The sequence below is a fragment of the Bradyrhizobium manausense genome (assembly GCF_018130615.1).
In the GTDB taxonomy this organism is placed as follows: Bacteria; Pseudomonadota; Alphaproteobacteria; order Rhizobiales; family Xanthobacteraceae; genus Bradyrhizobium; species Bradyrhizobium manausense_A.
On sequence record NZ_JAFCKB010000030.1, the window covers coordinates 12,837 to 35,704 of the forward strand.

Annotated in this window: 23 protein-coding genes; 10 read left to right on the forward strand and 13 right to left on the reverse strand. The window is 63.8% G+C overall.

Annotated features, from left to right (window positions below; all coding sequences use genetic code 11):
- The first annotated feature begins 117 nt into the window (after positions 1 to 117).
- Both JQ587_RS34540 and JQ587_RS34545 read left to right on the forward strand, forming a co-directional pair.
- Complete coding sequence (locus JQ587_RS34540; RefSeq protein WP_212428322.1) at positions 118 to 1,503, forward strand: sensor histidine kinase; 1,386 nt, start codon at positions 118 to 120, stop codon at positions 1,501 to 1,503.
- Positions 1,500 to 2,153, forward strand: coding sequence for a response regulator (locus JQ587_RS34545; RefSeq protein WP_212428323.1), 654 nt, complete (start codon positions 1,500 to 1,502; stop codon positions 2,151 to 2,153). The genes JQ587_RS34540 and JQ587_RS34545 overlap by 4 nt, the downstream gene beginning before the upstream one ends.
- A 3-nt stretch (positions 2,154 to 2,156) precedes the next feature.
- Here JQ587_RS34545 and JQ587_RS34550 read toward each other — a convergent pair whose 3' ends face one another.
- The 3 genes from JQ587_RS34550 to JQ587_RS34560 all read right to left on the reverse strand — a co-directional run bounded on the left by JQ587_RS34550 (position 2,157) and on the right by JQ587_RS34560 (position 4,097).
- Positions 2,157 to 2,999 (reverse strand): hypothetical protein, encoded by an 843-nt coding sequence (locus tag JQ587_RS34550; protein ID WP_212301529.1) that lies wholly within the window; start codon positions 2,997 to 2,999, stop codon positions 2,157 to 2,159.
- 199 nt (positions 3,000 to 3,198) lie between these two features.
- Positions 3,199 to 3,690 (reverse strand): SRPBCC family protein, encoded by a 492-nt coding sequence (locus JQ587_RS34555; RefSeq protein ID WP_212428324.1) that lies wholly within the window; start codon positions 3,688 to 3,690, stop codon positions 3,199 to 3,201.
- Positions 3,690 to 4,097: an ArsR/SmtB family transcription factor gene (locus JQ587_RS34560; protein ID WP_212428325.1), complete on the reverse strand. Its 408-nt coding sequence runs from the start codon at positions 4,095 to 4,097 to the stop codon at positions 3,690 to 3,692. The genes JQ587_RS34555 and JQ587_RS34560 overlap by 1 nt, the downstream gene beginning before the upstream one ends.
- Before the next feature lie 286 nt (positions 4,098 to 4,383).
- On the opposite strand from JQ587_RS34560, the gene JQ587_RS34565 reads away from it, so the two are divergent.
- Positions 4,384 to 5,454, forward strand: coding sequence for a serine hydrolase (locus JQ587_RS34565; protein ID WP_212428326.1), 1,071 nt, complete (start codon positions 4,384 to 4,386; stop codon positions 5,452 to 5,454).
- Between the two features lie 62 nt (positions 5,455 to 5,516).
- Here the strand turns inward: JQ587_RS34565 and JQ587_RS34570 are convergent, their stop codons facing one another.
- Positions 5,517 to 6,350: an outer membrane protein gene (locus tag JQ587_RS34570; RefSeq protein ID WP_212301533.1), complete on the reverse strand. Its 834-nt coding sequence runs from the start codon at positions 6,348 to 6,350 to the stop codon at positions 5,517 to 5,519.
- Positions 6,351 to 6,764: 414 nt separating this feature from the next.
- On the opposite strand from JQ587_RS34570, the gene JQ587_RS34575 reads away from it, so the two are divergent.
- Positions 6,765 to 7,688: a hypothetical protein gene (locus tag JQ587_RS34575; RefSeq protein ID WP_212428327.1), complete on the forward strand. Its 924-nt coding sequence runs from the start codon at positions 6,765 to 6,767 to the stop codon at positions 7,686 to 7,688.
- A 34-nt stretch (positions 7,689 to 7,722) separates the two neighbouring features.
- Here JQ587_RS34575 and JQ587_RS34580 read toward each other — a convergent pair whose 3' ends face one another.
- Together JQ587_RS34580 and JQ587_RS34585 are read right to left on the reverse strand one after the other, a co-directional pair.
- Complete coding sequence (locus JQ587_RS34580; RefSeq protein WP_212428328.1) at positions 7,723 to 9,255, reverse strand: methyltransferase regulatory domain-containing protein; 1,533 nt, start codon at positions 9,253 to 9,255, stop codon at positions 7,723 to 7,725.
- Between the two features lie 140 nt (positions 9,256 to 9,395).
- Complete coding sequence (locus JQ587_RS34585; protein ID WP_212428329.1) at positions 9,396 to 10,100, reverse strand: SDR family oxidoreductase; 705 nt, start codon at positions 10,098 to 10,100, stop codon at positions 9,396 to 9,398.
- A gap of 126 nt (positions 10,101 to 10,226) precedes the next feature.
- Here JQ587_RS34585 and JQ587_RS34590 point away from each other — a divergent pair, with 126 nt between their 5' ends.
- A complete protein-coding gene (locus JQ587_RS34590) occupies positions 10,227 to 11,069 on the forward strand; it encodes a GNAT family N-acetyltransferase (protein WP_212428330.1) in 843 nt (280 codons plus the stop codon).
- Positions 11,070 to 11,226: 157 nt separating this feature from the next.
- Positions 11,227 to 11,541, forward strand: a complete 315-nt coding sequence (locus tag JQ587_RS34595) for a hypothetical protein (RefSeq protein ID WP_212428331.1) — start codon at positions 11,227 to 11,229, stop codon at positions 11,539 to 11,541.
- 25 nt (positions 11,542 to 11,566) lie between these two features.
- On the opposite strand, the gene JQ587_RS34600 is transcribed toward JQ587_RS34595, so the two are convergent.
- The gene (locus JQ587_RS34600; protein WP_212428332.1) at positions 11,567 to 12,016 is read right to left on the reverse strand and encodes a hypothetical protein; all 450 of its coding nucleotides are present in this window, start codon (positions 12,014 to 12,016) and stop codon (positions 11,567 to 11,569) included.
- A 575-nt stretch (positions 12,017 to 12,591) separates the two neighbouring features.
- Between JQ587_RS34600 and JQ587_RS34605 the strand changes: the two genes are divergently transcribed.
- Positions 12,592 to 14,448 carry an alkaline phosphatase family protein gene (locus JQ587_RS34605; protein WP_212428333.1) on the forward strand — a complete coding sequence of 619 codons (1,857 nt, stop codon included), beginning with the start codon at positions 12,592 to 12,594 and terminating at the stop codon, positions 14,446 to 14,448.
- A gap of 39 nt (positions 14,449 to 14,487) precedes the next feature.
- On the opposite strand, the gene JQ587_RS34610 is transcribed toward JQ587_RS34605, so the two are convergent.
- Positions 14,488 to 15,072, reverse strand: coding sequence for a hypothetical protein (locus JQ587_RS34610; RefSeq protein ID WP_212428334.1), 585 nt, complete (start codon positions 15,070 to 15,072; stop codon positions 14,488 to 14,490).
- A 382-nt stretch (positions 15,073 to 15,454) separates the two neighbouring features.
- Here JQ587_RS34610 and JQ587_RS34615 point away from each other — a divergent pair, with 382 nt between their 5' ends.
- Positions 15,455 to 16,114, forward strand: a complete 660-nt coding sequence (locus JQ587_RS34615) for a peroxiredoxin (RefSeq protein ID WP_212301542.1) — start codon at positions 15,455 to 15,457, stop codon at positions 16,112 to 16,114.
- A 113-nt stretch (positions 16,115 to 16,227) separates the two neighbouring features.
- Here JQ587_RS34615 and JQ587_RS34620 read toward each other — a convergent pair whose 3' ends face one another.
- A complete protein-coding gene (locus JQ587_RS34620; RefSeq protein ID WP_212428335.1) occupies positions 16,228 to 16,620 on the reverse strand; it encodes a DUF2177 family protein in 393 nt (130 codons plus the stop codon).
- Between the two features lie 93 nt (positions 16,621 to 16,713).
- A complete protein-coding gene (locus JQ587_RS34625) occupies positions 16,714 to 18,444 on the reverse strand; it encodes a methyl-accepting chemotaxis protein (RefSeq protein ID WP_212428336.1) in 1,731 nt (576 codons plus the stop codon).
- A 170-nt stretch (positions 18,445 to 18,614) separates the two neighbouring features.
- Between JQ587_RS34625 and JQ587_RS34630 the strand changes: the two genes are divergently transcribed.
- Positions 18,615 to 20,006, forward strand: a complete 1,392-nt coding sequence (locus JQ587_RS34630; protein ID WP_249154673.1) for a cryptochrome/photolyase family protein — start codon at positions 18,615 to 18,617, stop codon at positions 20,004 to 20,006.
- A gap of 69 nt (positions 20,007 to 20,075) precedes the next feature.
- Complete coding sequence (locus tag JQ587_RS34635; RefSeq protein WP_212428337.1) at positions 20,076 to 20,366, forward strand: histone; 291 nt, start codon at positions 20,076 to 20,078, stop codon at positions 20,364 to 20,366.
- 48 nt (positions 20,367 to 20,414) lie between these two features.
- Here JQ587_RS34635 and JQ587_RS34640 read toward each other — a convergent pair whose 3' ends face one another.
- From JQ587_RS34640 to JQ587_RS34650, 3 genes are all read right to left on the reverse strand, one after another.
- The gene (locus JQ587_RS34640; protein ID WP_212428338.1) at positions 20,415 to 21,158 is read right to left on the reverse strand and encodes a hypothetical protein; all 744 of its coding nucleotides are present in this window, start codon (positions 21,156 to 21,158) and stop codon (positions 20,415 to 20,417) included.
- Positions 21,159 to 21,247: 89 nt separating this feature from the next.
- Positions 21,248 to 22,126, reverse strand: coding sequence for a DMT family transporter (locus tag JQ587_RS34645; protein ID WP_212428339.1), 879 nt, complete (start codon positions 22,124 to 22,126; stop codon positions 21,248 to 21,250).
- A gap of 91 nt (positions 22,127 to 22,217) precedes the next feature.
- Complete coding sequence (locus tag JQ587_RS34650) at positions 22,218 to 22,661, reverse strand: hypothetical protein (RefSeq protein ID WP_212301548.1); 444 nt, start codon at positions 22,659 to 22,661, stop codon at positions 22,218 to 22,220.
- Positions 22,662 to 22,868 lie beyond the last annotated feature (207 nt).

The following is a 22,868-nucleotide window of genomic DNA, read 5'->3' on the forward strand; positions in this document are numbered from 1 at the left end:
GATCAGCGCCGGGAAAATTTCACGACGTTGCACTGCGGTAAGCGTGCCGCTTTGCGCGGCGAGCGTTCTGCCCTTTAATGCGGGGGCGACAATTCCGTTCGTACCAGGTGCCCGCCGATGTGGAACCGCCCGAGATTCGATCTCAAGGTCCGCCTGACCTTGCGCGTGGCCGCCATATCGGCCGCCTGCTTCGCCGCGATATCAGCCTATTTCCTCATCACCGCCGACCGCGCAGCACATGCACGGATTGACAGCATTGCCGCCATCGTGGCGAAGACGCTGGAGCTGCAGCAGGGCAAGGTCCTGTGGGCGGCGAGCCCGCGCTCGGACTTTCCCAACCTCGACCCTGTTTCGGCCTATGTGATGACCCCGGGCCTGTGCCTCGCCTTCCGCGGCGTCGGCGGTGACATCCTCCAGCGCTTCTGTAGCGGCGCGCCCATACCGGCGGACCCGCCACCGCAGGCTTTCGCGGCGTTTTATCACAGCCTGTTCGACCCCGGCCGCGAAGCGGCGCGGCCCGTGATCCTGCGCGGAACGAAGCTCGGCGACGCGGTGGTCTCGGTTGATCCGGCCGTGCAGACGGCGGAAGCTTGGCACGAGGCCGGCCGTCTGATGCTGGCGCTTGCGATCGCGCTGCCGCTGCTGTGCGTCCTGGTCTACGCCGCGCTGGCCCGCGCGCTGCGCCCGACCCGCATGATCCGCACCGGTCTCGAGCGGATCGCCGCCAATGACCTCACCGCCCGGTTGCCGCCGTTCGACCTCGCCGAGCTCTCCGCGGTTCGCGACGTCTTCAACCATCTCGCCGAAAGCCTTGATACGGCGCTCGCCGAACGCGCCGAGCTGACGCGGAAACTGATCGCGCTCCAGGATGAGGAGCGCCGCCATCTCGCGCGCGAGCTGCACGATGAATTTGGCCAGTCACTGGCTGCGATCCGCGCGCTCGCCTCCTCCGCCCGCCAGACCGCCGCGCAGGACTGCCCTTCCCTGCTCGGCGAATGCGACGGCATCGCGCGGACCGCGACCGGCATGATGGAGACGCTGCGCGGCGCGCTGTTCCGGCTGCGCCCGCCGGATGTCGAGGAGCTTGGCCTCGTCGCCAGTCTCGAAGGGCTCGTCGCCGGCTGGAATGGCCGCAGCCGCGGCGAGACCCGCTTCTCGATCCGCTTCGATGGCACCTTCGAGACCCTGCCGGCCACGACCAGCGCCAACCTTTACCGCATCGTGCAGGAGGCGCTCACCAACGCTGCCAAGCATGCCGGCGCCACCAAGGTGAGCATGGAATTGGCCATGCACGCCGACGAGATCGCGCTCGCGATCAACGACGATGGACGCTCTACCGAGCCCGCCACGAAATCCGGAATGGGCCTGCTCGGGATGCGCGAGCGGGTTGCGGCGCTGCGCGGCCAGCTCAGCTTTGAGGCCGGCCCCAACGGCGGCTCTTCGCTGCGCGTGGTCATTCCGCTCGCGGCCACAAATCCGCGGGCGCTGGAGCACGCGGCATGACCGCGACGATCCTGCTGGTCGACGACCATTCCGTCGTCCGCGAAGGCTATCGCTCCGTGCTCCAGAAGCAGCCGGGCCTGCGCGTCATCGCAGAGGCCGGCGACGGCGCCGAGGCCTATCGCCTGTTCAAATCCGAGGCGCCCGACCTCGTCATCATGGATCTCAGCATGCCCGGCATCGGCGGCGTCGAGGCCGTCAGGCGCATCAGGCAATGGGACAAGGCGGCAAAGATCCTCGTCTTCACCATGCATGAGAATGCCGGTTTCGCCGTGCAGGCGATCCGCGCCGGCGCGAGAGGTTACGTCACCAAGACCAGCCCGCCGGAGACGCTGGTGCGCGCGGTGATGGATGTGCTCGCCGGCAAGATCGCGATCAGCCCCGACATCGACCACGAACTGGCGCTGAGCCGGATCAGCGGCGAGAGCTCGGCCGCCGACGTCCTCACCCCGCGCGAATTCGAGGTGCTGCGGCTGCTCCTCGCCGAGAACACGACGGACGAGATCGCCGAGACGCTGCACGTCAGCCCGAAGACGGTGGCGAATTTGCACTCGCTGATCAAGGACAAGCTCGGCGTCGGCTCCGACATCGAGCTGGTCCGGCTGGCGCTGCGGCAGGGAATCTTGACGCAGCCCGATCTCGGCGACGCCTGACCCTCAGGCCAGATAGCGGGTGAGATAGCCTTCCATGGCATAGAGCGCACACAGCGCGAGGCTCGACCAGACGGCCGCACTGAAATACAGGAACATCCAGGTCAGCTCGCCCTTCCAATGCGCGATGTCGTGGGTCACCACCCAGCGCGTCGCAACGTCATGCAGGCCCTCGATGAAACCGAGGAACCTGCCGCCTTCGGCGTGCCCTGCCCGCCAGCGGCTGAGATACATCGGCACATCGACGGTGACGAGGAAGGCGAGGAAGCAGGCGATACCGATGATGCCTGACATCAGCGCCCAGCGCACCGGGCCCTGGAATTCCGGCATCAGGCGGCACAGCGCGATGCCGGCGAGGAAGAACGTCACCGCCCACAGCGAGTTCTCGATCGCGTTGAAGAGGAAGTTGGTGGTCACCACGGCGTACCAGGAGAAGCACTCCGCAATGACAATGATCGGCACGATCACGAGCGCGATGTTCACCGCGGTCTCCGCGCCCGTCATCCGGCCGAGCTGATGCAGGATGATTGCCCATTGCGCGACGAAGCAGAGCTCGGCGACGGTCGCGACCGTGCGGCCGACGAACACGCTCGAGAGCCAGGTGTCGAACAGGCAGATGCGCTGTACATCGGCGCGCGGCAGCACTGAGCGGAAGGCGCAGCCGAACACATAGCCCGCGCACAGCAGAAACATCAGGCCAATATCCGAACCGCCGCCGACGCTGCCGGCCACGGTCGGATAGAATTCACGGTACAGCATGAACCAGACGAGAATGTTGGCAGCGCTGACCAACGTCAGGGACCCCCACCACCACGCGAGGGGATTTGACCGCGCCCGCCACTGCAACATGAAACGCTCCGCCGTAGTCGTCTTGACATCCAACGGTAGCAATTCTGTCATAAATCTGCAGCACGGCGCGACAAAAATCTGCGTGACGGCACTGTCATAATTCGCCTGCGCACTGTCACAATTGCTAAGGCGACGACGACGCTTCCGAACGTCGTCCGGGGGGCGCTTTTTCGAAGGCCCCCGGAACAACGTAGGCGTTCTATCTCTTCATTCCGCCGACATAGGCCGCGAGCTTATCCAGCGTCTGGTAGCCATACTCGACGGCGCCGAAGCCGATCATGCCGTCGCGCTGCTCGGTGCTCGCTGCCAGCTGCCGCATCATCAGGACGGTCTTGCCGTTGCTTTGCTCGGCAAAGGTGATGGTTAAGCGGAACATGCCGGGATCATCGTCCTGATCGACGCCATGGTCCATTTGCATGAATGACGGCCGCTCGATGCGGCGAAAGCGCATGCGGTTCGGATAGACGGTGCCGTCGGGGCCGATCATGTTGAAGCGCCAGACGCCGCCGACGCGCACATCGATCTCGAATGTCTCGATCTTGAATCCCTTCGGCCCGAACCATTGCGGCAGGTGCTTCGGATCGGACCACGCCTCGAACACCAGATCGCGCGGCGCGTCGATCACGCGCGACATCACGATCTCGCGGTCGATCGACCATTGCGACAGGGCAGCATTGGCAGAACTCGTCATCACTCAGCACCTTTCCGTTTGCTTGTCTTGTTGGTTGTCTTGTCTGTCGTCTTCGACGGCCGCCTGGCGACCGCCCTCTCCTTCTTGAGCTTCATCACATAGGCTTCGAACCGGTCGAGACGCGCCTCCCAGATCGCGCGCTGATGCTGGAACCAGTCTTCCGCACCGACGAGCGCCTCGGGGCTGAGGCGGCAGGTGCGCACGCGGCCGGACTTCTCCGACCGCACGAGCCCGCTCAGCTCCAGCACGTGGATGTGCTTCATGAAGCTCGGCAACGCCATCTCGAAGGGCTCGGCGAGCTCGCCGACCGAGGCCTCGCCGGCACACAGCCGCATCACGATCGCCCGCCGCGTGGGATCGGCAAGCGCCGCAAAAACCTGGTCGAGCTGGGACAATTGGTTAGCCATTAAGCTAACTATAGGCGCGCCGCGATCCGGCGTCAATAATTGTTAGCTCATAAGCTAAGTCTTTTTCCACGACCGCGGATATGGAACCGACAACGCGCAATCGTGAATTGGACGCTGCCCCCACCTCGCTAAGATGGTCACCGGGGGCGCTTCGCATCATCAGTCAGAGCACGTGCCGCCTGTTGTCATCTCCCCACAAATCACAAGGCGAACTCTCGCCCGCGCCGCGCTCGTTCCCATTGTGGCCGTGCTCACCGGGCCTCGCCAAGCCGCGGCGGATTCGGACATGATCGCGCAGATGCGCGACATCGTCGCCGCCGAGCTCGCGCCGACCACGACGCCGGAGCATCCGGGCGGTCTCGCCGCCGCGCTCTATGCCGGCCGCCATGTCGAATTCTTCAGCTACGGCTTTGCCGACGACGCCACCAAACGACCGGTTACACCGGACACGCTGTTCAACCTCGCCTCTTTGAGAAAACCGTTCGAGGCAACGCTGGTGGCGCTCGGCATGCTCCGCGGCGAGCTGCGGTTCGACGATCCCCTGCCGAAATTTCTGCCGGAGCTGAACGGCGATTATGTTCGCAAGGTCACCGTCGGCGAGCTCGCCACGCACACCTCCGGCTTGTTGCTGCCGACCGATCACCCGCCCTGGCCGAACGACTCCTACTCGCTGGCGCAGTTCATCGCGATGCTGAACGCCTGGACGCCGCCCCCGGGCGTCGCGCCCGGCAAGCAGCGCATCTACAGCCATGCGGCTTACGTCCTGCTTCAGCTCGTGCTCGAGCGCTGCTACCGCACGCCGATCGCAAAGCTGGCAGAGAGCCGCATCCTCACGCCGCTCGGCATGCACGCAACGTCCATTCCCGAACGCGGATCGGATAATCGTGCGATCACGGACGAAGCCACGCTACGGCGCGCCGTGCAGGGCTATTCCGACCAGGGGACCGCGATCGGTCCGGTCGGCGACCAGCAGAGCTATTTCGACTTCCCCGGCACCGGCCAGATGTTCTCCTCGGCACGGGATCTTTCGACATTCGTCGCGGCTTGCGTCGACGGCCGCGCGATCGACCCGCGCTTGCGTGAGGCGCTGCGGATGACACAGCGCGAAACTTTCCACGTCGACCAAAGGTTCGGCCAGGCCACGTTCGGGCAAGCGATGGCCTGGGAGACCGTGCACCTGCCCGACGTCACCATCGTCGACAAGCCGGGCGGCCTCAACAACGCATCCGGCTATATCGGTTTGGTGCCGGCACGGCGGATCGGCATCGCGCTGCTCGCCAACCGCGGCGAGTATCCGCACGAGATCGCCCGCTACAAGATCCTGCCAGCGCTGGCGAGGCTAGTGGCGCACAGCTGAGCTTCAAAACAGAAAGCCCCGGTCAAACCGGGGCTTTCCGCGCGAGAGCCGGATCAGAATGCTCAGTACCTGGCGACGACAGGTCCGCCAAACTTGTAATTCACGCCGACGCGCACGATGTTCGACTTGATGTCGACGGAGTGGGTGTACACGTTGCTCGGGAAGGATATGGCCGGCACAAAGGCTGCCAAATTGTTGCTGGTCGCGCTGGCGCGGCCGAGATCGACGTAGAGGTATTCAGCCTTGAGCGACCAGCCACCGCCGAAGGCATATTCGGTACCGGCACCAGCAGTCCAACCGACGCGGGTGTCGCGGATCGTGCCCGACTCAGTCGCGGCCGCGAACGTATCGGTGAAGTTGAAATTGCCCTTCACCTCTGCGATCGCCGCACCGCCCGTAGCGTAGAGCAGCCAGCTTGGCGTAGCGAGGAGGCCAATGCGACCGCGGATCGTCGCGAGCCAGTCAGCCGAGACCTGCGATGATACGGTGAAGCCGGTTGGCGCGCAGCAGGGATAGAGCGCGGAGCCCGTCGCACTGCCCTTGAAGCCGAAATAGTTGATGTCGCCCTCGAGACCGAAGACGGCGCGGTCAACCTGCCAATTGTAGCCGGCGGTGAAGCCTCCAGTCACGCTGGAGCCGTTGACGTTCTGGGCGCCGACCGCAGCGATGGCGGGAACGCTGCTGGCTGCGAAGTAGCCGGTTGGACTAAACACGGTCGATGTCGTCGGGTCCGCACTGCCCCATTGCCCGCCGACGTTGCCGCCGACGTAAAAGCCGGTCCAATTATAGGTAGCCGCCATCATCGGCGCCTTGGTGTAATGCGCCGCGAGATCGGCGGCCTGAACGGACGCACTGCCCAACACAGCCATTGCCGCCGCCAGCAAAAACTTTCTCATTCCAGTCTCCTTGCCCCACGCGCTCGAAACGCGCGCTTTCCGAATGCACCGGCCGGGTGCTTCCGGCACGGGCTAGGCATAGGCGGTCCATCGCCCATCGTCTTGGGCTGCAACGAAGTTTGCAGGGACTGTGACGTAGTGCGCGGGCCGCCACGCCCGAACGATGACGAGTGTGACTCAAATGCCACGGCGCGGTGACGCGCAGGGCAGCCTTGTGTCGCGCTGCGACAAGCAGGCAAACGCGAAACTCGAATCGGCTCCTGCCGGCGCGGCATGAGATGCCCGTTGTCGTCCCATTCAGATGGGGCAGCGGCGCTTGCCTATTGCGTGTGAGCGTTGCCGTTGACTCGCAATCACGGCCGCCTACACTCCCCAGATTACTACTACGAATTGTTGAGACATGGAGCTACGGCCATGGCCTCCGATTTTTTCCTCAAGTTCGACAGCTTCGACGGATTTCTCGCGCACAAGCTCGATCACGACTTTCTCAAATTCGGACATGATTTCGATCGCGTCGGCGATGCACTCACCGATGTTTTCTCCGACGCCCTGAAGTTCGACGATCACAAGGTCGCGGTCGACTTCAAGTACGACGTCGAGCACGTCGGCTTCGACTTCATCAAGCTCGGTTTCGACACGCTGAAGCTCGACGATGTCCTGCATAAATTCGACGACGTCATCCTCAAATATGCCGACCAGACGCCGACCGTCACCGCGTTCGCCGAGACCGGCGGCGACGGCAGCTCGCTCAAGCTGTCCGACGACTTTATCAAGCTCGACACGGATTTTCAGGCCGCGAGTTTTGAGGCGATCAAGCTCGGAATCGATACGCTCAAGCTGCATCTATCAGGCGAAGGCGCCAATGAATCCTTCATCAAATGGGCCGGCGATCTCTCCGATTTCAGCACCGGTCTGCACAAGGTGGGCGACGACTTCCTGAAGGTGGGCGAGGATTTCCTCAAGCTCGGCACTCTGTCGAATTCCGAGACGATCGATCAGGCCTTCATCAAGCTCGGCGGAGGCGCGCTGAAGGTCAGCGACGACCTGCACAAGGTCAGCGACGACTTCCTCAAGATCGTCACCGACATCACCAGATCCGGAGACAATTTCGGCACGCTCAAGATCGACCAGATTGCCCTGAAGTTCGGCGACGATTTTCACAAGCTCGATGCGGATTTGCACAAGCTCAACATCGACGTCGGCGCCCTCGGCGACGACTACATCAAGCTTGCCGGCGCGCTGACCGGCCATGGGCCGGGCGGCGGTACGACGACCTCAGTCGACAGCGATGGGCTGCACCAGCTTCTGCAGCACGCCCATGATTTTTCGCTGTTATAGCGATGCCTGATCCGGGAACCCGCGCGCAACTGCCTTAGACGATCCCGAGCCGCCCCAGCAGCGGCACGACGCTGTCGTCGATCGCGGCGATTTTGGTGGCGATCTGCGCGCGGACCTCGTCCGCTGAGAGCTTTCGGCCGTCCTTCTCAAAACTCCCGCCACCGAGAGCGGCGAGGCTCGCGAGCAGCGCGGCCGGATCGGCGATGCCTTTGCGCCTGGCCTGCATATAAAGCTGCGTGAGCGGATCCACCCTGATCCCGCCGCCGGTAACGGGCGAAGCCAGATAACGCAGCTCTGTCGTCTCCTTGGCACGCGCCGTCACCGCCGCGTTGAACGCCTGCGTCGACCTTTGCCGCACCGCCTCGTCCTCAAGCGGCAGCGCTGGGGCGAGGTGCCCCTGCCCGACCAGTACTTTGATCGCGTCGGTGAGCGAGGCCCAGCCCAGCGTCGTCTCCGGCAGGCGCTCCACCACCTCGCGCAAGGTGAGCGGAGCGGCGGCAAAAGCATCGATCACGGGCTGGTACAGTTCGCTGCGCAGTTGAAAGCGGCCAAGCGGCGCATCGAAGGCCAGCTCGATATCGTCGCGCGGGCTCGTCAGCACGAAGCGCGATGCCAGCCAACGGTCCCGCGCAGCCATCGGCGTCATCGGCGCAAAACCCTTGGCAAAGATGTCACGACGAAACTGACGGCCGATGATCATGTCGCGCGTGGTCTCGTTGATCAGGGGATCGGCGAGGTCGGCCAGCAATGCCTGCTGCGCGTCCGTGAAATTGACGCGATCGACATGATCGGTGAGATGGGCCGAGCCGAGATAAGTGAGCTTTGCCGCAGCGAGTTCCTGGGCGAGATCGGCAAAGGTGAACGCCTGCCAATCCCGCGTCAGAAGCTCGTGTGCGAGATAGGACGCCGGAAGCTTGCGCAACCGCTCGAGCTGCACGGCCGCCTGCGGATACATCCGGTAGAAGTGCGCGCCGGCCTCCTTCAGCCGGTCGGCGAGCGCGAGCGCCTGGTCCAGCGCGCGCTTCGACGAGACCTGCGGCTGAGCGCCCTGCAATTGCACCATCAGCCGCCGCAGGGGTGCCATCCCCGCCCAGCCGGGCATCGCGTCGTAAGAGACGTAGACGAGGCCGCCGGGCTTCAGCCGCCGCCGGATCAGCGCGACGATCGCCCTGCGATGATCTGCACCGATCCAGCTATAGACGCCATGTAGCGCGATGATGTCGAACTCCGGCACCGACGCGTCATCGGCGAGTTCGGCGAAATCGGCCTCGCGAAAGACGATGTTATCGAGCCCGGCGGCATCGGCAAGCGACCGTGCACCCGCGATATGGGTCGGGTTGAAATCGGCGGCGAACACCTTCGTGTTGGGATTTGCGGCTGCGACGATGGTGGCGGTCAGCCCCTGCCCGCAGCCGAGATCGCAATAGGACAGCGCCTCGCCGCGTCCGCCGGGCGCCGCCACGCCCTTGGCGAGCGCGGCGAAACTGAGCATGGCCGGGACCTGCACGCGGCAGAAATCGTGCACATAGGCCGTGTCGACGATGTATCCGGATCCCCAATCGGCCATGCGACCCTCGCGAGGACATCCAACAACGCTTGCCCAGCTTGTTTGAGCATGGTCTTTTCGGAAAACCGCTTCACGCCTTTCCGGACCCTGCTTACAGGCTCGCACAAGTCGGCTAACGGCTCAAGCGAGGCCCGCGGTCCTCAGACCGAGCGGGTCAGCCCGCCATCAACGCGGATGTTCTGGCCGGTGATGTAGGCGGCGCCATCGGACGCGAGGAAGGAGATCGTTGCGGCGATCTCCTCGACCTTGCCGTAGCGCTTCAGCGGCACGCTGTCGCGGCGTGCATCAGTCTGCGGCAGGCTGTCGATCCAGCCGGGCAGCACGTTGTTCATACGGATATTGTCGGCCGCATGGGTGTCGGTGAAAATCTTGGTGAAGGCGGCAAGGCCCGCACGGAACACGGCCGAGGTCGGAAACATGGAACTGGGTTCGAACGCCCAGGCGGTCGAGATGTTGATGATGGCGCCGCCCTTCTGCGCCTGCATCACCGGCGTCACCAGCCGGGTCGGACGAATCACGTTGAGGAGATACGTGTCGAGGCCAAGATGCCATTGCTCGTCGGTAATCTCGGTGATCGCCGCGCGCGGGCCGTGGCCGGCGCTGTTGACGAGCACGTCGATGCGTCCCCACTTCGCCAGCGCCCCGTCGACGAAGCGCTTCAGATCGTCATTGGACTTGTTCGAGCCGGTCACACCGAGCCCACCGAGCTCGACCGCGAGCGCCTCGCCCTTGCCGGAGGACGACAGGATTCCCACGCGAAAGCCGTCGGCTGCAAGCCGGCGCGCGGCCCCTGCTCCCATGCCGCTGCCACCTGCGGTAACGAGCGCGACCTTCTCTGCTGCCATGATCGATCATCCCTGTGATAGCGTTGAGGCGAACCGAAGGCCCAGCCTGTCATCAGGCCTTCTACAGCCAGACTTGTCCGCAAGCCAGACTTGCCAACGAGCCCCATCGCCACGAGGCACCACGACATGAGCGATTTGCAGATCCGCAATTTGCGCCCCGATGAGATCTCCATCGCGATCGACTGGGCCGCAGCGGAAGGGTGGAATCCCGGCCTTGCCGATGCCGCCTGCTTCGCGATCCCGGACGCGGACGGTTTCTTCGTCGGCGAGATCGACGGCGAGCCCGTCGCCACCGTCTCCTGCGTCAATTACGACGATCGCTTCGCCTTCCTCGGCTTTTATATCGTGCGCACAGGCTTTCGCGGCAGAGGTTACGGCCTGCGCATCTGGAACGCCGCGATCGCGCATGCGGGCGCGCGCGTGATCGGGCTCGACGGCGTCGTCGCGCAGCAGGACAACTACAGGAAGTCCGGCTTCCAGCTCGCTTACGCCAACATCCGTTACAGCGGGACTGTCGCCGTTCCATCTCGCTCGCCCGCTGATGTCGTTGCGCTCGACACGATCCCATTCGCGCTTGTGGACGCCGACGACGCAACAGTCTTCCCGGCGCAGCGCAGCGCTTTTCTGCGCGCCTGGATCAACACGCCTGGACACGCCGGACGCGCGTTGATGCGCGACGGCAAGCTTTCCGCGTGGGGGGTGATCCGCCCCTGTCGGACAGGCCGCAAGATCGGCCCACTGGTAGCCGATCACCGCGCCGCCGCCGACACCATCGTGCAGGCTTTGCTGGCCAGCCCCGGAAGCAACGAGATTATGCTCGACATCCCCGCGGTGAATCGCGAAGCTATCGTACTTGCGGAATCCCTTGGCCTGAAGCCGACGTTCGAAACGGCGCGAATGTACACTTGTGCAGTCCCATCGCTGCCGCTCGACCGCGTGTTCGGCGTATCCAGTTTTGAGCTAGGCTAGTACCACTTTTGATATAGCCCCCTTCCGGCTTGAAAATTGTAATCTGCTTCACGTCGCCGCGGCGACTTAGCGTGTAGTCGTATCGCATCCGCCGATTTTGCCGGCCGGCTCGATCAGCATTTTTCTCACAATCGAAATTTCATGCGGGAGGATTTTCATGACCGAGGCCAGAGGCAAGGCTCGCCCTTCGCAACATACGGCCGACGACCTGCAGCGCCCCGGGATCGCGGCTGCGCTGCTGCTTGCCGTCGTGACGGCCTTGGGACTGCACACTGTCGTCTCGGCGCCAGCGCTACGCGAGGCCGCCGAGACGGAGCTCGCGCGCGTCATTGCGGATGAGGATCGGGATGTCTGCGGCCAGTTCGGGCTGCGCTCGGGAACGACCTCTTTTGCGGCCTGCAGCCGCGAGCTCGCGAGCGTCAGGCGGAAACAGTCCGAGCGCGACCAGGCTGCCGCGGCAGGAATTCTCTAAAGCAATCGATAATGCGATGCGCCGCTCAATAGCAACGCATGACGTTGACGGTGTGCTCGCCGCCACCGCGCCCGGGCACGGTCACCTGCTCGGTCGGACAACTCGGCACATAGGGCCGGTCTGACGGAACGACGTTCGGCGGGAAGCGATGCGACCAGTCCCAGGGAATGTCATAGGTGTACGTGTAGCGCACGTCGGTGGAGACCGGCTGCCCAGGATCGACGAAAGCCTGGTTGGAGCCTGCATTGTCGTAGAAAAACCCGCCGCCGCCCGGCCAATAGACCCAGGGCGTGGTGCGGCCGCGGAATCGTGCGCCCGGCGCCATCGGCGGATGGGTTGCGGCCGGCGGGGTGGCCGCGGTCACCATGCCATGCGGCGCGACACCGCCCGCTCGCGCAAAACTGTCGCTGGAACCGAGGAGCAGCGCGGCTACGCCGAGCGAGGCGAGCAACGCCCCATATGATCTGGACATCATGATACGCACCACACTCGTTTGGCTTCGCGAACTCGCTCCCCACCCCCACGCTAGGCCGGGCTGTCGCCCACCCGCAAATGTATAATTAATTATTGGTTAAGGCGCGGGATTAACGGGGAACCAGGTGCGGCAGAACGCCCGGCATTTTCGGCTGGTTCAGGCAGGTGGACGACAACACCTTGCCCAGCCTCGTTGGACAAAACAGGCAAACTGCCCGTCAATCGGCGCAACCAAAATTCCACCTTATCGAAGTTCGGAAATAGCGCGGTCAGAAGGCTCGGGCGAAATGCGCCGGGCGGATACGAGGGCGTGTCTGCGATGGAGATCGCAAGCTGGAGAAGTGAGGCCTGCACCTTGCTCCGTCATTGCAATGACGGTTGACGCAGCTGTGCTCAACACCACGCTCTCCTGCCCCTTTCGGACCCCGCAATGCCGAATCTGTGGAGGCCTGGCCGCCTCCCCCTCACTTCTGCATGCCCATTCGCCCTTGTAACAAAACCGTCATGCAGCAAAACTAAACGATTGCCGGGGGCCGCGGTTCGGCGGCCAAGCCGCCTCACCGCTAGGAGATTTTGATGCGCCGTTCACTGGTGTTGCTGTCAGCCGGGCTGACAGTGTTGTCCACCGGATTTGCCTCCGCCGAAAACAACACGCCCCGCAACCTGATCCTGTTCATTCCCGACGGGCTGCGCGCGCTGAAGATCACTCCTGAAACCGCGCCTGCGATGGCCGAGGTCCGCGACAAAGGCGTCAACTTCAAGAACTCGCATTCGCTGTTCCCGACCTTCACCATGGCCAACGGCTCGGCGATGTCGACCGGTCACTACCTCGGCGACACCGGCGTGTTCTCCAACACGATCTGGACCAACTACACCTCAAGTCCCGCCGGCAACACCGTGGTCCCCTTCATCGAAAACGACGCCGTGCTCGGCGACATCGACGAGCATTTCAAGGGCGACTATCTCAACGAAGACACCGTTTTGAAGATGGCGCGCGACAAGGGCCTGAGCACGGCCGCCATCGGCAAGGTCGGACCGACCTATCAATGGGACCACACAGATCATCCGGAAAAGCCAGGCAAGCATTCGATCGTCATCGACGACTCCACCGGTGGCAAGGCCGGCGTGGCATTGTCGGACGAGATGAAGGAAGCCCTGACCAAGGCCGGCCTCCCCCTCGTCACCCCGAGCCGCGGCGACAACGCCAAGGCGGGCGACGCCAAGACGCCCGGCACCACCGTTGCCAACGTCGCGCAGCAGGCTTATTTCGCCGACGTCGCCACCAAGGTGGTGCTGCCGATGTTCAAGGCGCGCAACAAGCCGTTCGTGCTGGTGTTCTGGTCGCGCGACCCTGATGGCACCCAGCACAACCAGGGCGACAGCCTCAACCAGATCCTGCCGGGCATCAACGGCCCGAGCACGATGGCGAGCATCAAGAACGTCGACAACAATCTCGCCCAGATCCGCAAGGCGCTGGACGAGCTGGGCCTCGCCGCGAACACCAACATCATGATCCAGGCCGACCACGGCTTCTCCACCATCTCCAAGGAGAGCAAGACCAGTCCCTCGGCCAAGGTCAGTTATGACGACACGCCGAAGGACTTCTTGCCGATGGGCTTCGTCGCCCTCGATCTGGCAAAGGCGCTCGACCTGCCGCTGTTCGACCCCAACGACAAGAACGCGGTCGTCACCGGCAACGCCCATCCGAAGGCCGGCAACGGCGTGCTCGGCAAGGATCCGACCAAGCCCGAGCTCGTCGTCGCCACCAATGGCGGCTCGGACCTGATCTACCTGCCGAACAAGGACAAGAAGCTGGCGGCCAAGACCGTCAAGGCGCTGCTGGAGCAGGACTACGTCTCCGGCCTGTTCGTGGACGACTCCCTCGGCCGCTTCCCCGGCACGCTGCCGCTGTCGAGCATCAATCTGCGCGGCAAGGCGGCGACACCGACCCCGGCGATCGTCGTCAACTTCCGCTCCTATGCCAGCGAGTGCGGCGAGGCGCCGACCAATTGTTCGGTGCAGGTGGCCGACACTGTGCTGCGCCAGGGCCAGGGCATGCACGGCAGCTTCAGCCGCGGCGACACCTACAATTTCATGGCCGCGATCGGTCCGGACTTCAAAGCCGGCTTCGTCGACGAGTTGCCGGTCAGCAATGCCGACGTCGGCATGACCGCGGCCCGGCTTCTTGGCCTGCGCGGCTCACAGAATGGTGGCCTGGTCGGCCGGGTGATGTCGGAGGCCCTGCCCAACGGCATCGTGCCGAAGGCGTACAAGGCCATGGAGAAGTCGAAGAAGAAGTCCGAAAACGGGCTCGAGACCGTGCTCAACGTCCAGCGGGTCGGCAGCCAGCGCTATTTCGACGCCGCTGGCTTCCCCGGCCGCACGCTGGGCCTGGAGCCGGATGCCGGCAAACAAAAAACGGCGGGGAAATAACCCCGCCGCTCCGTCGCGTCTTCAAAGAAGCGCGATCAATCACATGCCGATGTCGAACACGTTCGGCAATTGGCCCGCCAGAGGCAGCGCGGTGGCGCCCAGGAAGGTCGCCACCATCGCCATCAGGCGACGGTTGTTCTGGCGCTTGCCGCGCATCTGGCCGGCGATCCATTCAAGCATCTCGCTCTTGACCTTCGAGGCATAGGACGGCGCCCAGCTCTCGATGTCGGAGTCCTGCGCCAGCGCGATGCTGCGCGGCGGCACCTTCAGGCCCGAGGCGCTCGCCGCGTAATGGGCGACGGCCTTGGCCAGCAAATCGTCGAACCGGCCGTCGTCGGCGCGCTCGGTCGCGGCTTCATTGATCTCGAACAGCACCTCGGCTTCGGCGCGGCTCACCGGCTGGTCGTTGACCGCCGTGGCGGTCAGGATGCGAGCGCACCAGGCGGCGTCATCGGCATCGATGGAACGGGAAAAGTGCACCCGGCCCTTGGTGGTCGGGCCTTCGCCCGTGATCACGCCGTCGCGCACGATGGAGAGCGCATGGGCCGCGGTATCGCGGCAAGACGGTTCGAGGGACGACGGCTCAACGGACTTTTCAGCGGACTTGGGCAGTGCGGCAGACATAGTTCACTTCCAGATTTCTTCTGATCGACCAGCATTTTCATGCGGGCGTAAAGGGGTGGTTAACGATTCGATATGGGGATCGCGACTTTTCTCAATGGTTGCCGATTAGTCGCTGCGAGGACCGTTTCGGTTCCGGAGAGCGTCGGGCGGGCGTGATGCGGGTCATAAAAGGCTTTATCGGGGCAACGGAGACCGTGAAGCCCCGGTGGAGATGTTTCGCCGCAGGCGTGTCCCGGTAACAGAAAGGTGCTAGGAATTCGGCCTTTCAGAGAAGGAATTCACATTTTACTTCAAGCGGTTCACTTGAGGTCGGCAAGATCCTATACTGAGCTGGACGGCAGACGGCAATTCCCAAGTAAATTCAATGCGATGAGGTCAAACCATGACACTTCCGATCGGTACCACCGCCCCCGACTTCGAAGCCGAGACCACCGAAGGGAAGATCAAGTTCCACGACTGGATCGGCAATAGCTGGGCACTCCTGTTTTCGCACCCGAAAGACTTCACGCCGGTTTGTACGACCGAGCTCGGCGCTCTCGCCAAGTTGAAGCCGGAATTCGACAAGCGCGGCGTCAAGCTGATGGGCCTCTCAGTCGATCCGGTCGACCGCCACTCGAAGTGGTCCGAGGACATCAAGGAGACGCAAGGCGCGGCCCCGAACTATCCGATGATCGGCGACACCGACTACAACGTCTCGAAGCTGTACGGCATGCTGCCGGCGGCGATCTCGGGCGATCCACTCACCCGTACTGCCGCCGACAACCAGACCGTCCGCAACGTCTTCATCATCGGGCCGGACAAGAAGATCAAGCTGGTGCTGGTCTATCCGATGACCACGGGCCGGAACTTCCACGAAATCCTGCGCGTCATCGACTCGCTCCAGCTCACCGCCAAGCATCGCGTCGCAACCCCGGCCGACTGGCAGCAGGGCGAGGACGTGATTATTGCGGGCTCGGTTTCCAACGACGAGGCCAAGACGATTTACCCGCAGGGCTGGAAAGAACCGAAGCCCTACATCCGGATCGTGCCGCAGCCGAAGTGACGGGCTGCGGTTGCACCCGCAACCGCTGATCGTCATCCCGGGATGGTCCGACGACCAGACCCGGGATCTCGAGATTCCGGTTTCGTCCAACGGACCGCCCCGGAATGACGGTGTTAGGTCACACGATCCGCTACCAAAAGACCCGCGGTCGACGAGACCGCGGTCACCACCGCGCCCCAGCCGATGTCGAGAAACGCGACCGGCCAGCTCCAATGCTTGAGCAGCGCCAGCGCGGTGAGATCGAACGTGGCATAACAGAACAGCCCGAACAGCGCGCCATAGAGCAGCGTCGACGGCCATGTCGCGCCAGCTGCACCACTGACGAAGATCAGGACACCGGCGACATAGAGCAGATAAAATATGATCGCCGGCAGAGGCTTCAGCTCGCCCAGCATGTCGCCGACTTCCGCGGTGAAGAAGCCCTTGGCGATCAGGCCGAGGAACAGGAAGTCCAGTCCGGTCAGGACGATCAGGGTCGCGGCATAGAGAACGGCGATGCGGTTCACGGGCGGCCTCCCTGCCCGCGACGCGCGGGCGGTCACACCATGCCGTCAGTTACGTCACGACGGGCCGATGGTTTCAGCCAGCCAAGCCGGGGATCAAGCCGCCTGCACGCGATCGAGGAAGCCGTCGACCTCGGTCTTCAGATTCAGGCTCTCGCCTGACAGCGCCTGGGCGGAGGCAAACATCCGGCTCGAGGTCTCACCCGTCTCGCTCGCGCCTTCGGCCGCTTGACGCACGTTGACGGCGACGTTGGCCGTGCCCGAGGCCGCCGCGCGAACGCTGGCCGCGATGTTGTGGGTGGCGGTCCGCTGCTGCTCGACCGCAGCCGAGATCGAGCCGGCGATGCCGCTAATGCGCTCGATCGTCTTGGTGATCGCCTTGATGGCGGTCACCGACTCTTCGGTCGCAAGCTGCATGCTCGCGATCTGGGTCGAAATCTCGTCGGTCGCTTTCGCCGTTTGGCCGGCCAGCGTCTTGACCTCCTGGGCCACCACCGCGAAGCCGCGCCCCGCATCGCCCGCGCGCGCAGCCTCGATGGTGGCGTTCAGCGCCAGCAGATTGGTCTGCTCGGCGATCGAGGTGATCAGCTTGACGACGTCGCCGATGCGCGCGCCGGCTTCCGACAGCTGCGCGATGCGCTGGTCGGTGGCCTCGGCCTGCTGCACCGCCTCGGCGGAGATCGCGTTGGATTCCTGCACGCGGCGGGTGATCTCGGAGATCGACTGCGACAGTTCGTCAGACGCCGACGCCGCCGAACGGACGTGGTCGGAGGCCTCCTCGGACGCACCGGCCGATTTCGCCGACAGGTCGGCGGTGGAGCGCGCAGCGTCGGTCAATTGCCGTGCCACCCGTTCGAACTCGCCGGACGAATGCAGCACCTTGTCGAGGATGCCGCCGACGCCGCCGCGGAACTCGTGCACGAAATTGCGCAGATCGGCTTTGCGCTGCTCGGCCGCCGCAGAAGCAGCTTCCGCCTGCTCGCTGCGCAGCCGCGCCCGCTCCACTGAATTGCTCTTGAAAACCGCCACCGTACGGGCGATCTCGCCGATCTCGTCGGCGCGGTCCTCGCATTCGATCGCGACGTCGCTCTCGCCGTTGGCGAGCGCCGTCAGCGAGTGTGTGACCGAGGTCAGCGGCCGGGTGACGCGGCGAACGACCAGCATGGTGAGCACCAGGACCAGCAGCGCTGCAACGCCGGCGGCGGCTGCCATGCTCGAAATCGCCTGGTTCAGCATGGCTTCGAACTGCGCCATCGGGATGCCGACATAGAGAATGCCGATAACCTTCCCCGCGCCATCCTGCACCGGAAAATAAGCGGTCATGAAGGATTTGCCGAACAGCGTCGCCGGGCCCTTATAGGCCTCGCCACGGCGCAACACGGTCTGCGCCGGATGGTCAGCGGCGAGCTGGGTACCGACGGCGCGGTCGCCATTCTCTTTCTTCAGGTTGGTCGAGCGGCGGACGAACTGGCCGCTCGCATCGTCGAACACGAACAGGGTCGCGCTGCCGCCGACATAGGACACCACGCGATCGACGATGGCGTGATCCTTGAAGTCTGGCATCTTGGCGATCTCGGCGCGCGCCACCGTGCCATCCCGCATGGTAATCTTGGCATCGGGAACGATCTCGGCGAAGGCCAGCGCCAGCGTGCGCAGATTGACTTCGATGTCGCGCAATGCGCGATCATTGAAAGCAGAGGTGAGCGACCAATAGCCGGCGCCGACCACGAGCGCCGTATTCATGGCAATCAGCAGCACCGCACACAGGACGGATTTGGTGCCGAGCTTGAAGTGCGGCAGAAAGTTCGCCGTTAATGATTTGGACATGAATGGAACCACCCCCGGAACTCCTGCATATTCATGCAATCGGCTTACGACCCCATTAACGGTCGTTCACAGCGCCGAACGTCGCATGTTTTCCAAATCGTGAACGAGGACACTCCCTGACCCCGCCAAGCCCCCCGCCTGTCATCGTCTGGTTTCGCGACGACCTCCGCCTGTCCGATCACCCCGCCCTCCATGCCGCCACCAAATCCGGCGCGCCGGTGATCTGCCTCTACGTGCTCGACGACGCCGCCGGCCGGGCCCCCGGCGGCGCGGCGCGCTGGTGGCTAGCGCAATCGCTGCGGGCGCTCGGCGCCGACGTCGCCGCGCGCGGAGGGTCATTCGTCCTGCGCAAGGGGCCGGCGGCCCGGGTAATCGCTGACTTGGCACGCGAGAGCGGTGCCGGCGGGGTCTACTGGAACGCGGTCGCTCAGGCCCCGCATCGAGCCATCGAGAAACAGCTCGAAGCCGCGCTTGCAAAGCTTGGCGTGGATTCGCAAAGTTTTCCCGGCGACTTGCTCGTCCCGCCCGCGGCGATCCGCAACAAGGAAGGCCGCGGCATGCGCGTGTTCACGCCGTTCTGGCGGCGGGTGCTGTCGCTCGGCGAGCCGCCCAAGCCGCTGCCCGCACCGAAGGAGCTGCGCCCCGCATCGAAGGTGACCGGCGACACGCTTGAGAGCTGGAAGCTCGAACCAACCACGCCCGACTGGGCCGGCGGCCTGCGCGACACCTGGACGCCGGGCGAGACCTCCGCCCGCGCGCGCCTGCGCGACTTCCTCAAGCACGCCGCGCGCGGCTATGTCCGCGACCGCGACCGCCCAGACCACAAAGGAACATCAGGTCTCTCGCCGCATCTGCGGTTCGGCGAGCTCAGTCCGCGCCAAGTCTGGCACGCCGCGCGCTTCGCAGCCGCCGAGAATCCAGCGATCGGATCCGGTATTGAAAAATTCCTCAGCGAGCTCGGTTGGCGCGAGTTCTGCCGCCATCTGCTCCACGACCACCCGAACCTTGCCACCGAAAACCTGCAAACCAGCTTCGACGATTTCCCCTGGAAGAGCGACAAGAAAGCGCTTACCGCCTGGCAGCGCGGTCGCACCGGCTATCCGATCGTCGATGCCGGCCTGCGCGAGCTCTGGCACACCGGCGTGATGCACAACCGGGTGCGGATGGTTGTCGCCTCGTTTCTGGTCAAGCACCTCCTGATCGACTGGCGCGACGGCGAGGCCTGGTTCTGGGACACGCTGGTCGATGCGGATGCCGGCAGCAATCCGGCCAACTGGCAATGGGTCGCCGGCTGCGGCGCCGACGCGGCACCTTACTTCCGCGTCTTCAATCCCGTGCTGCAGGGCGAGAAGTTCGATCCTGATGGAACCTATGTTCGGCGCTGGGTGCCGGAACTGAAAGACATGCCCGCGAAGCTGATCCACCAGCCATGGCAGGCGACGCCGATCGAGTTGGCCAGTGCCGGCATCACATTGGGCAAGACTTATCCGCAACCGATCGTCGATCACGCCAAGGGACGCGAGCGCGCGCTCGCCGCTTACGCAAAGATCCGCAAAGGTTGAGCGTTGCTTTGACACAATTATGAAACTCGCTATCGTCGTCGCTCCATGCAAAACCGTGGGGGACACGATATGGACGACGATAAGCCGATGACCGAGCAGGCGATGGAGACGATCACCACCGCCGTGGAAGCGACCAAGGACGCCGCAGTCACCGCCGTGAAGAAGGTGAAGAAGGCCGCCAAGAAAGTCGCAAAGAAGGTAGCGCCGAAGAAGGCAAAGAAGGCTTCCAAGAAGAAGGCCAAGAGGGCTGCCAAGAAGGCTGCCAAGAAGTCGTCGAAGAAAGCAGCCAAGAAATCCGTGAAGAAGGCCGCCAAGAAGACCGCGAAAAAGGCTGCCAAGAAGAAGAAGGCCAAGCGCTGATCGCGGCTCGAGAACCGGTCTCCGGGGGCGGGCGTGCCCGGAGACTTCCTACCCTCTCCGCTTCGACGCGCGCCGACCCGGGTGGTGAACGCCCTTCGGATCGCGAAACTCGCTGCGATGGCCACGCCGGTCTTCGGCGTTGAAGCGCCGCCGCTTCGCAGGCGAGCCGAACGCCTTGATCACCTTCCTGCCATTGACCTTCTTGATGACGTAGCCCCCCTCGGTCATCGAGAACGGCGCTTTCAACGTTCCCTTGTGGTCGAACTTGGTGCCGCCGGGATGCTTGAAGGGCTCGAACCAGGACGGATAGACGAAATTCGACATCGGTAGTCCGTCGACATCGAAAGAGTCCTCCTCCACCGCATCGCAGACCTCATAGGCATATTGGGTGTTCGGATTCTTGTCGGCCCAGAGATTGGCCATGGGGTCGAGCACCATCTCAAACAGCTCATGCGAAGCCGCCACGCTGATCGGCTCCTGCCCCAGCGCCTTGACGAAGATTTTCGAGATCGGCTGGCCGCGATGGGTCAGCTCGTGGCGCCCAAGCATGTTCTTGTGCAGGGCATCGTCAAAATAGACCAGTTGCCAATCGGCGGCCTTCGGCTTGCGCGTGACATAGAGGTCAACCGGATAGCCCCATACCGGCAGGAAATGCTTGTCGTAACACTTCTGGAGCGCCGCGGTGAGCCGGCTCATCGCGCGATCGTCGATCGTCTCCCTGGCGTAGTTGATGCAGGCAATCCGAACCGGCTTCATGGTCCTGCCGAGCAGTGAGCGTCTCGCCTTCTTCATGGAAATCACCGTGTGAAAGGGCCGCTGAAAAGAGGTCAGCCTAACACGACCGCTTCTGCACGTCAGGGATGTATTCCGGCGGCCCGGCCCTACGAGCCGAAGCGCCGGTTGACCACGAACACCGCGGCGGCGCACATCGCCATGCCGGCGATCGCCACCGCGTCCAGCTTTTCCCCGAACAGCAGATAGGCCATCAGCGCAGTCACCGCAGGCACCAGATAGAACAGGCTCGCAACCGACGTCGCCGCCGCGTGGCGGATCAGCCAGTACAACAGACTGATCGATCCGATCGAGAGCGCGACCGCAAGCCAGGTCAGCGCGAGCACGAACTCCCGCGTCCAATGCACGACACGGTCCTCGAACAGGAAGGCGCCGATCGCGAAGAAAATCGTGACCGCCACATATTGCACGAGATTCCCCGCGCGCCAGTCGATGTGGTTGCAGTAGCGGCGCTGATAAAGCGTGCCGAGCGTGATGCTAATCAGCGAGACCACCGAGGCGAGCCAGCCGAGCCCGGCCTCACCCGTCATGGGGCGATTGTGCAGGATCAGCGCCACGCCACCAAGCCCGAGCAGCAGGCCGCCCCACTGCACCGGCGTCACCTTCTCGCCAAGCCAGCGATTGGCGATGGTCGAGGTGAGGATCGGCTGCAGGCCCGGAATGAGTGCGGAGAGTCCCGCCGGAATCGAATGCGCGATCGCGATCGCGGTGCCGCCGAGATAGAAGCCGTGAACGAGAATGCCGGCGACTGCGCTATGCGCAATGCCAATGCGATCGGGCCATTTCGGACGGACAATGCCGGCAATGATCGCCATCAAGCCGACCACCACCGCCATTCGGATGGCGAGATAGGTCAAGGGATCGGCGTTGTTGATGACGTATTTGGTGCCAATAAAGCCGGTGCTCCAGAGCAGCACGAACAGCACCGGTGCCGCCCGCGCGGCCAACTGATCTTGATTATGGTTCATTGCCGCTCTCTCATTGCCCGAGCGGGCGCGGTGCGGCAATGCGAATTTCGGATGCTGCGCTGCGAGGGAGACGCCGGCTCGGATCAGCCGGTCACCATTCTTCCGGACAGGGATCGATGATCTTCCAGAGCTCGACCCCGTTCTTGATTTTCTTCATGTCGGTGGTGAGCCCGCCATTGCGGCGGATCCAGTCCTTCACCGTATTGGGATAATAGGACATCAGGTCGGACGTCCCCTCCGCGCTCGTGACCTTGATGCCGAAGGTAAAAGCCTTGTCGTAATATGCCTGGTGAAAACCGAGGCTCGCGCGCGGTGTCACGCAGATCTTGTTCATCGGCACGATACCGAGCACCAGCGTGCAGGCCGAGTTGCAGATACCGTCGATGATCACGCGCTCGCCCGTCTCACGAACGCGCTTGTACTTGGCCTTGTACTCCTCGACATAGCCGCCGTGGTCGCGGGTGATGTGCAGCTCGGCCCGCACGGGCGCGGCGGCGGCGAAGAGCAAGAGCAGGCTGAGGAGCGTGATGCGCATGGCAGCGTGACGGTGAAACCCTTGCAGGAACGAACCGGCCTCGAAGAGTCCCCAATGAAAACCCCAAGGAGCCGGCGGGAGGAATCTTTGAGCGGATTCTCTTTGGCCATACTTGTGTGGGGAATTCGTTAAGCATCCCGAAAAGGCCAAAAATGGGCAGGCTTCGACCGCACTTCCGGCAATTCTGTCACACTCACCCGGGAATCT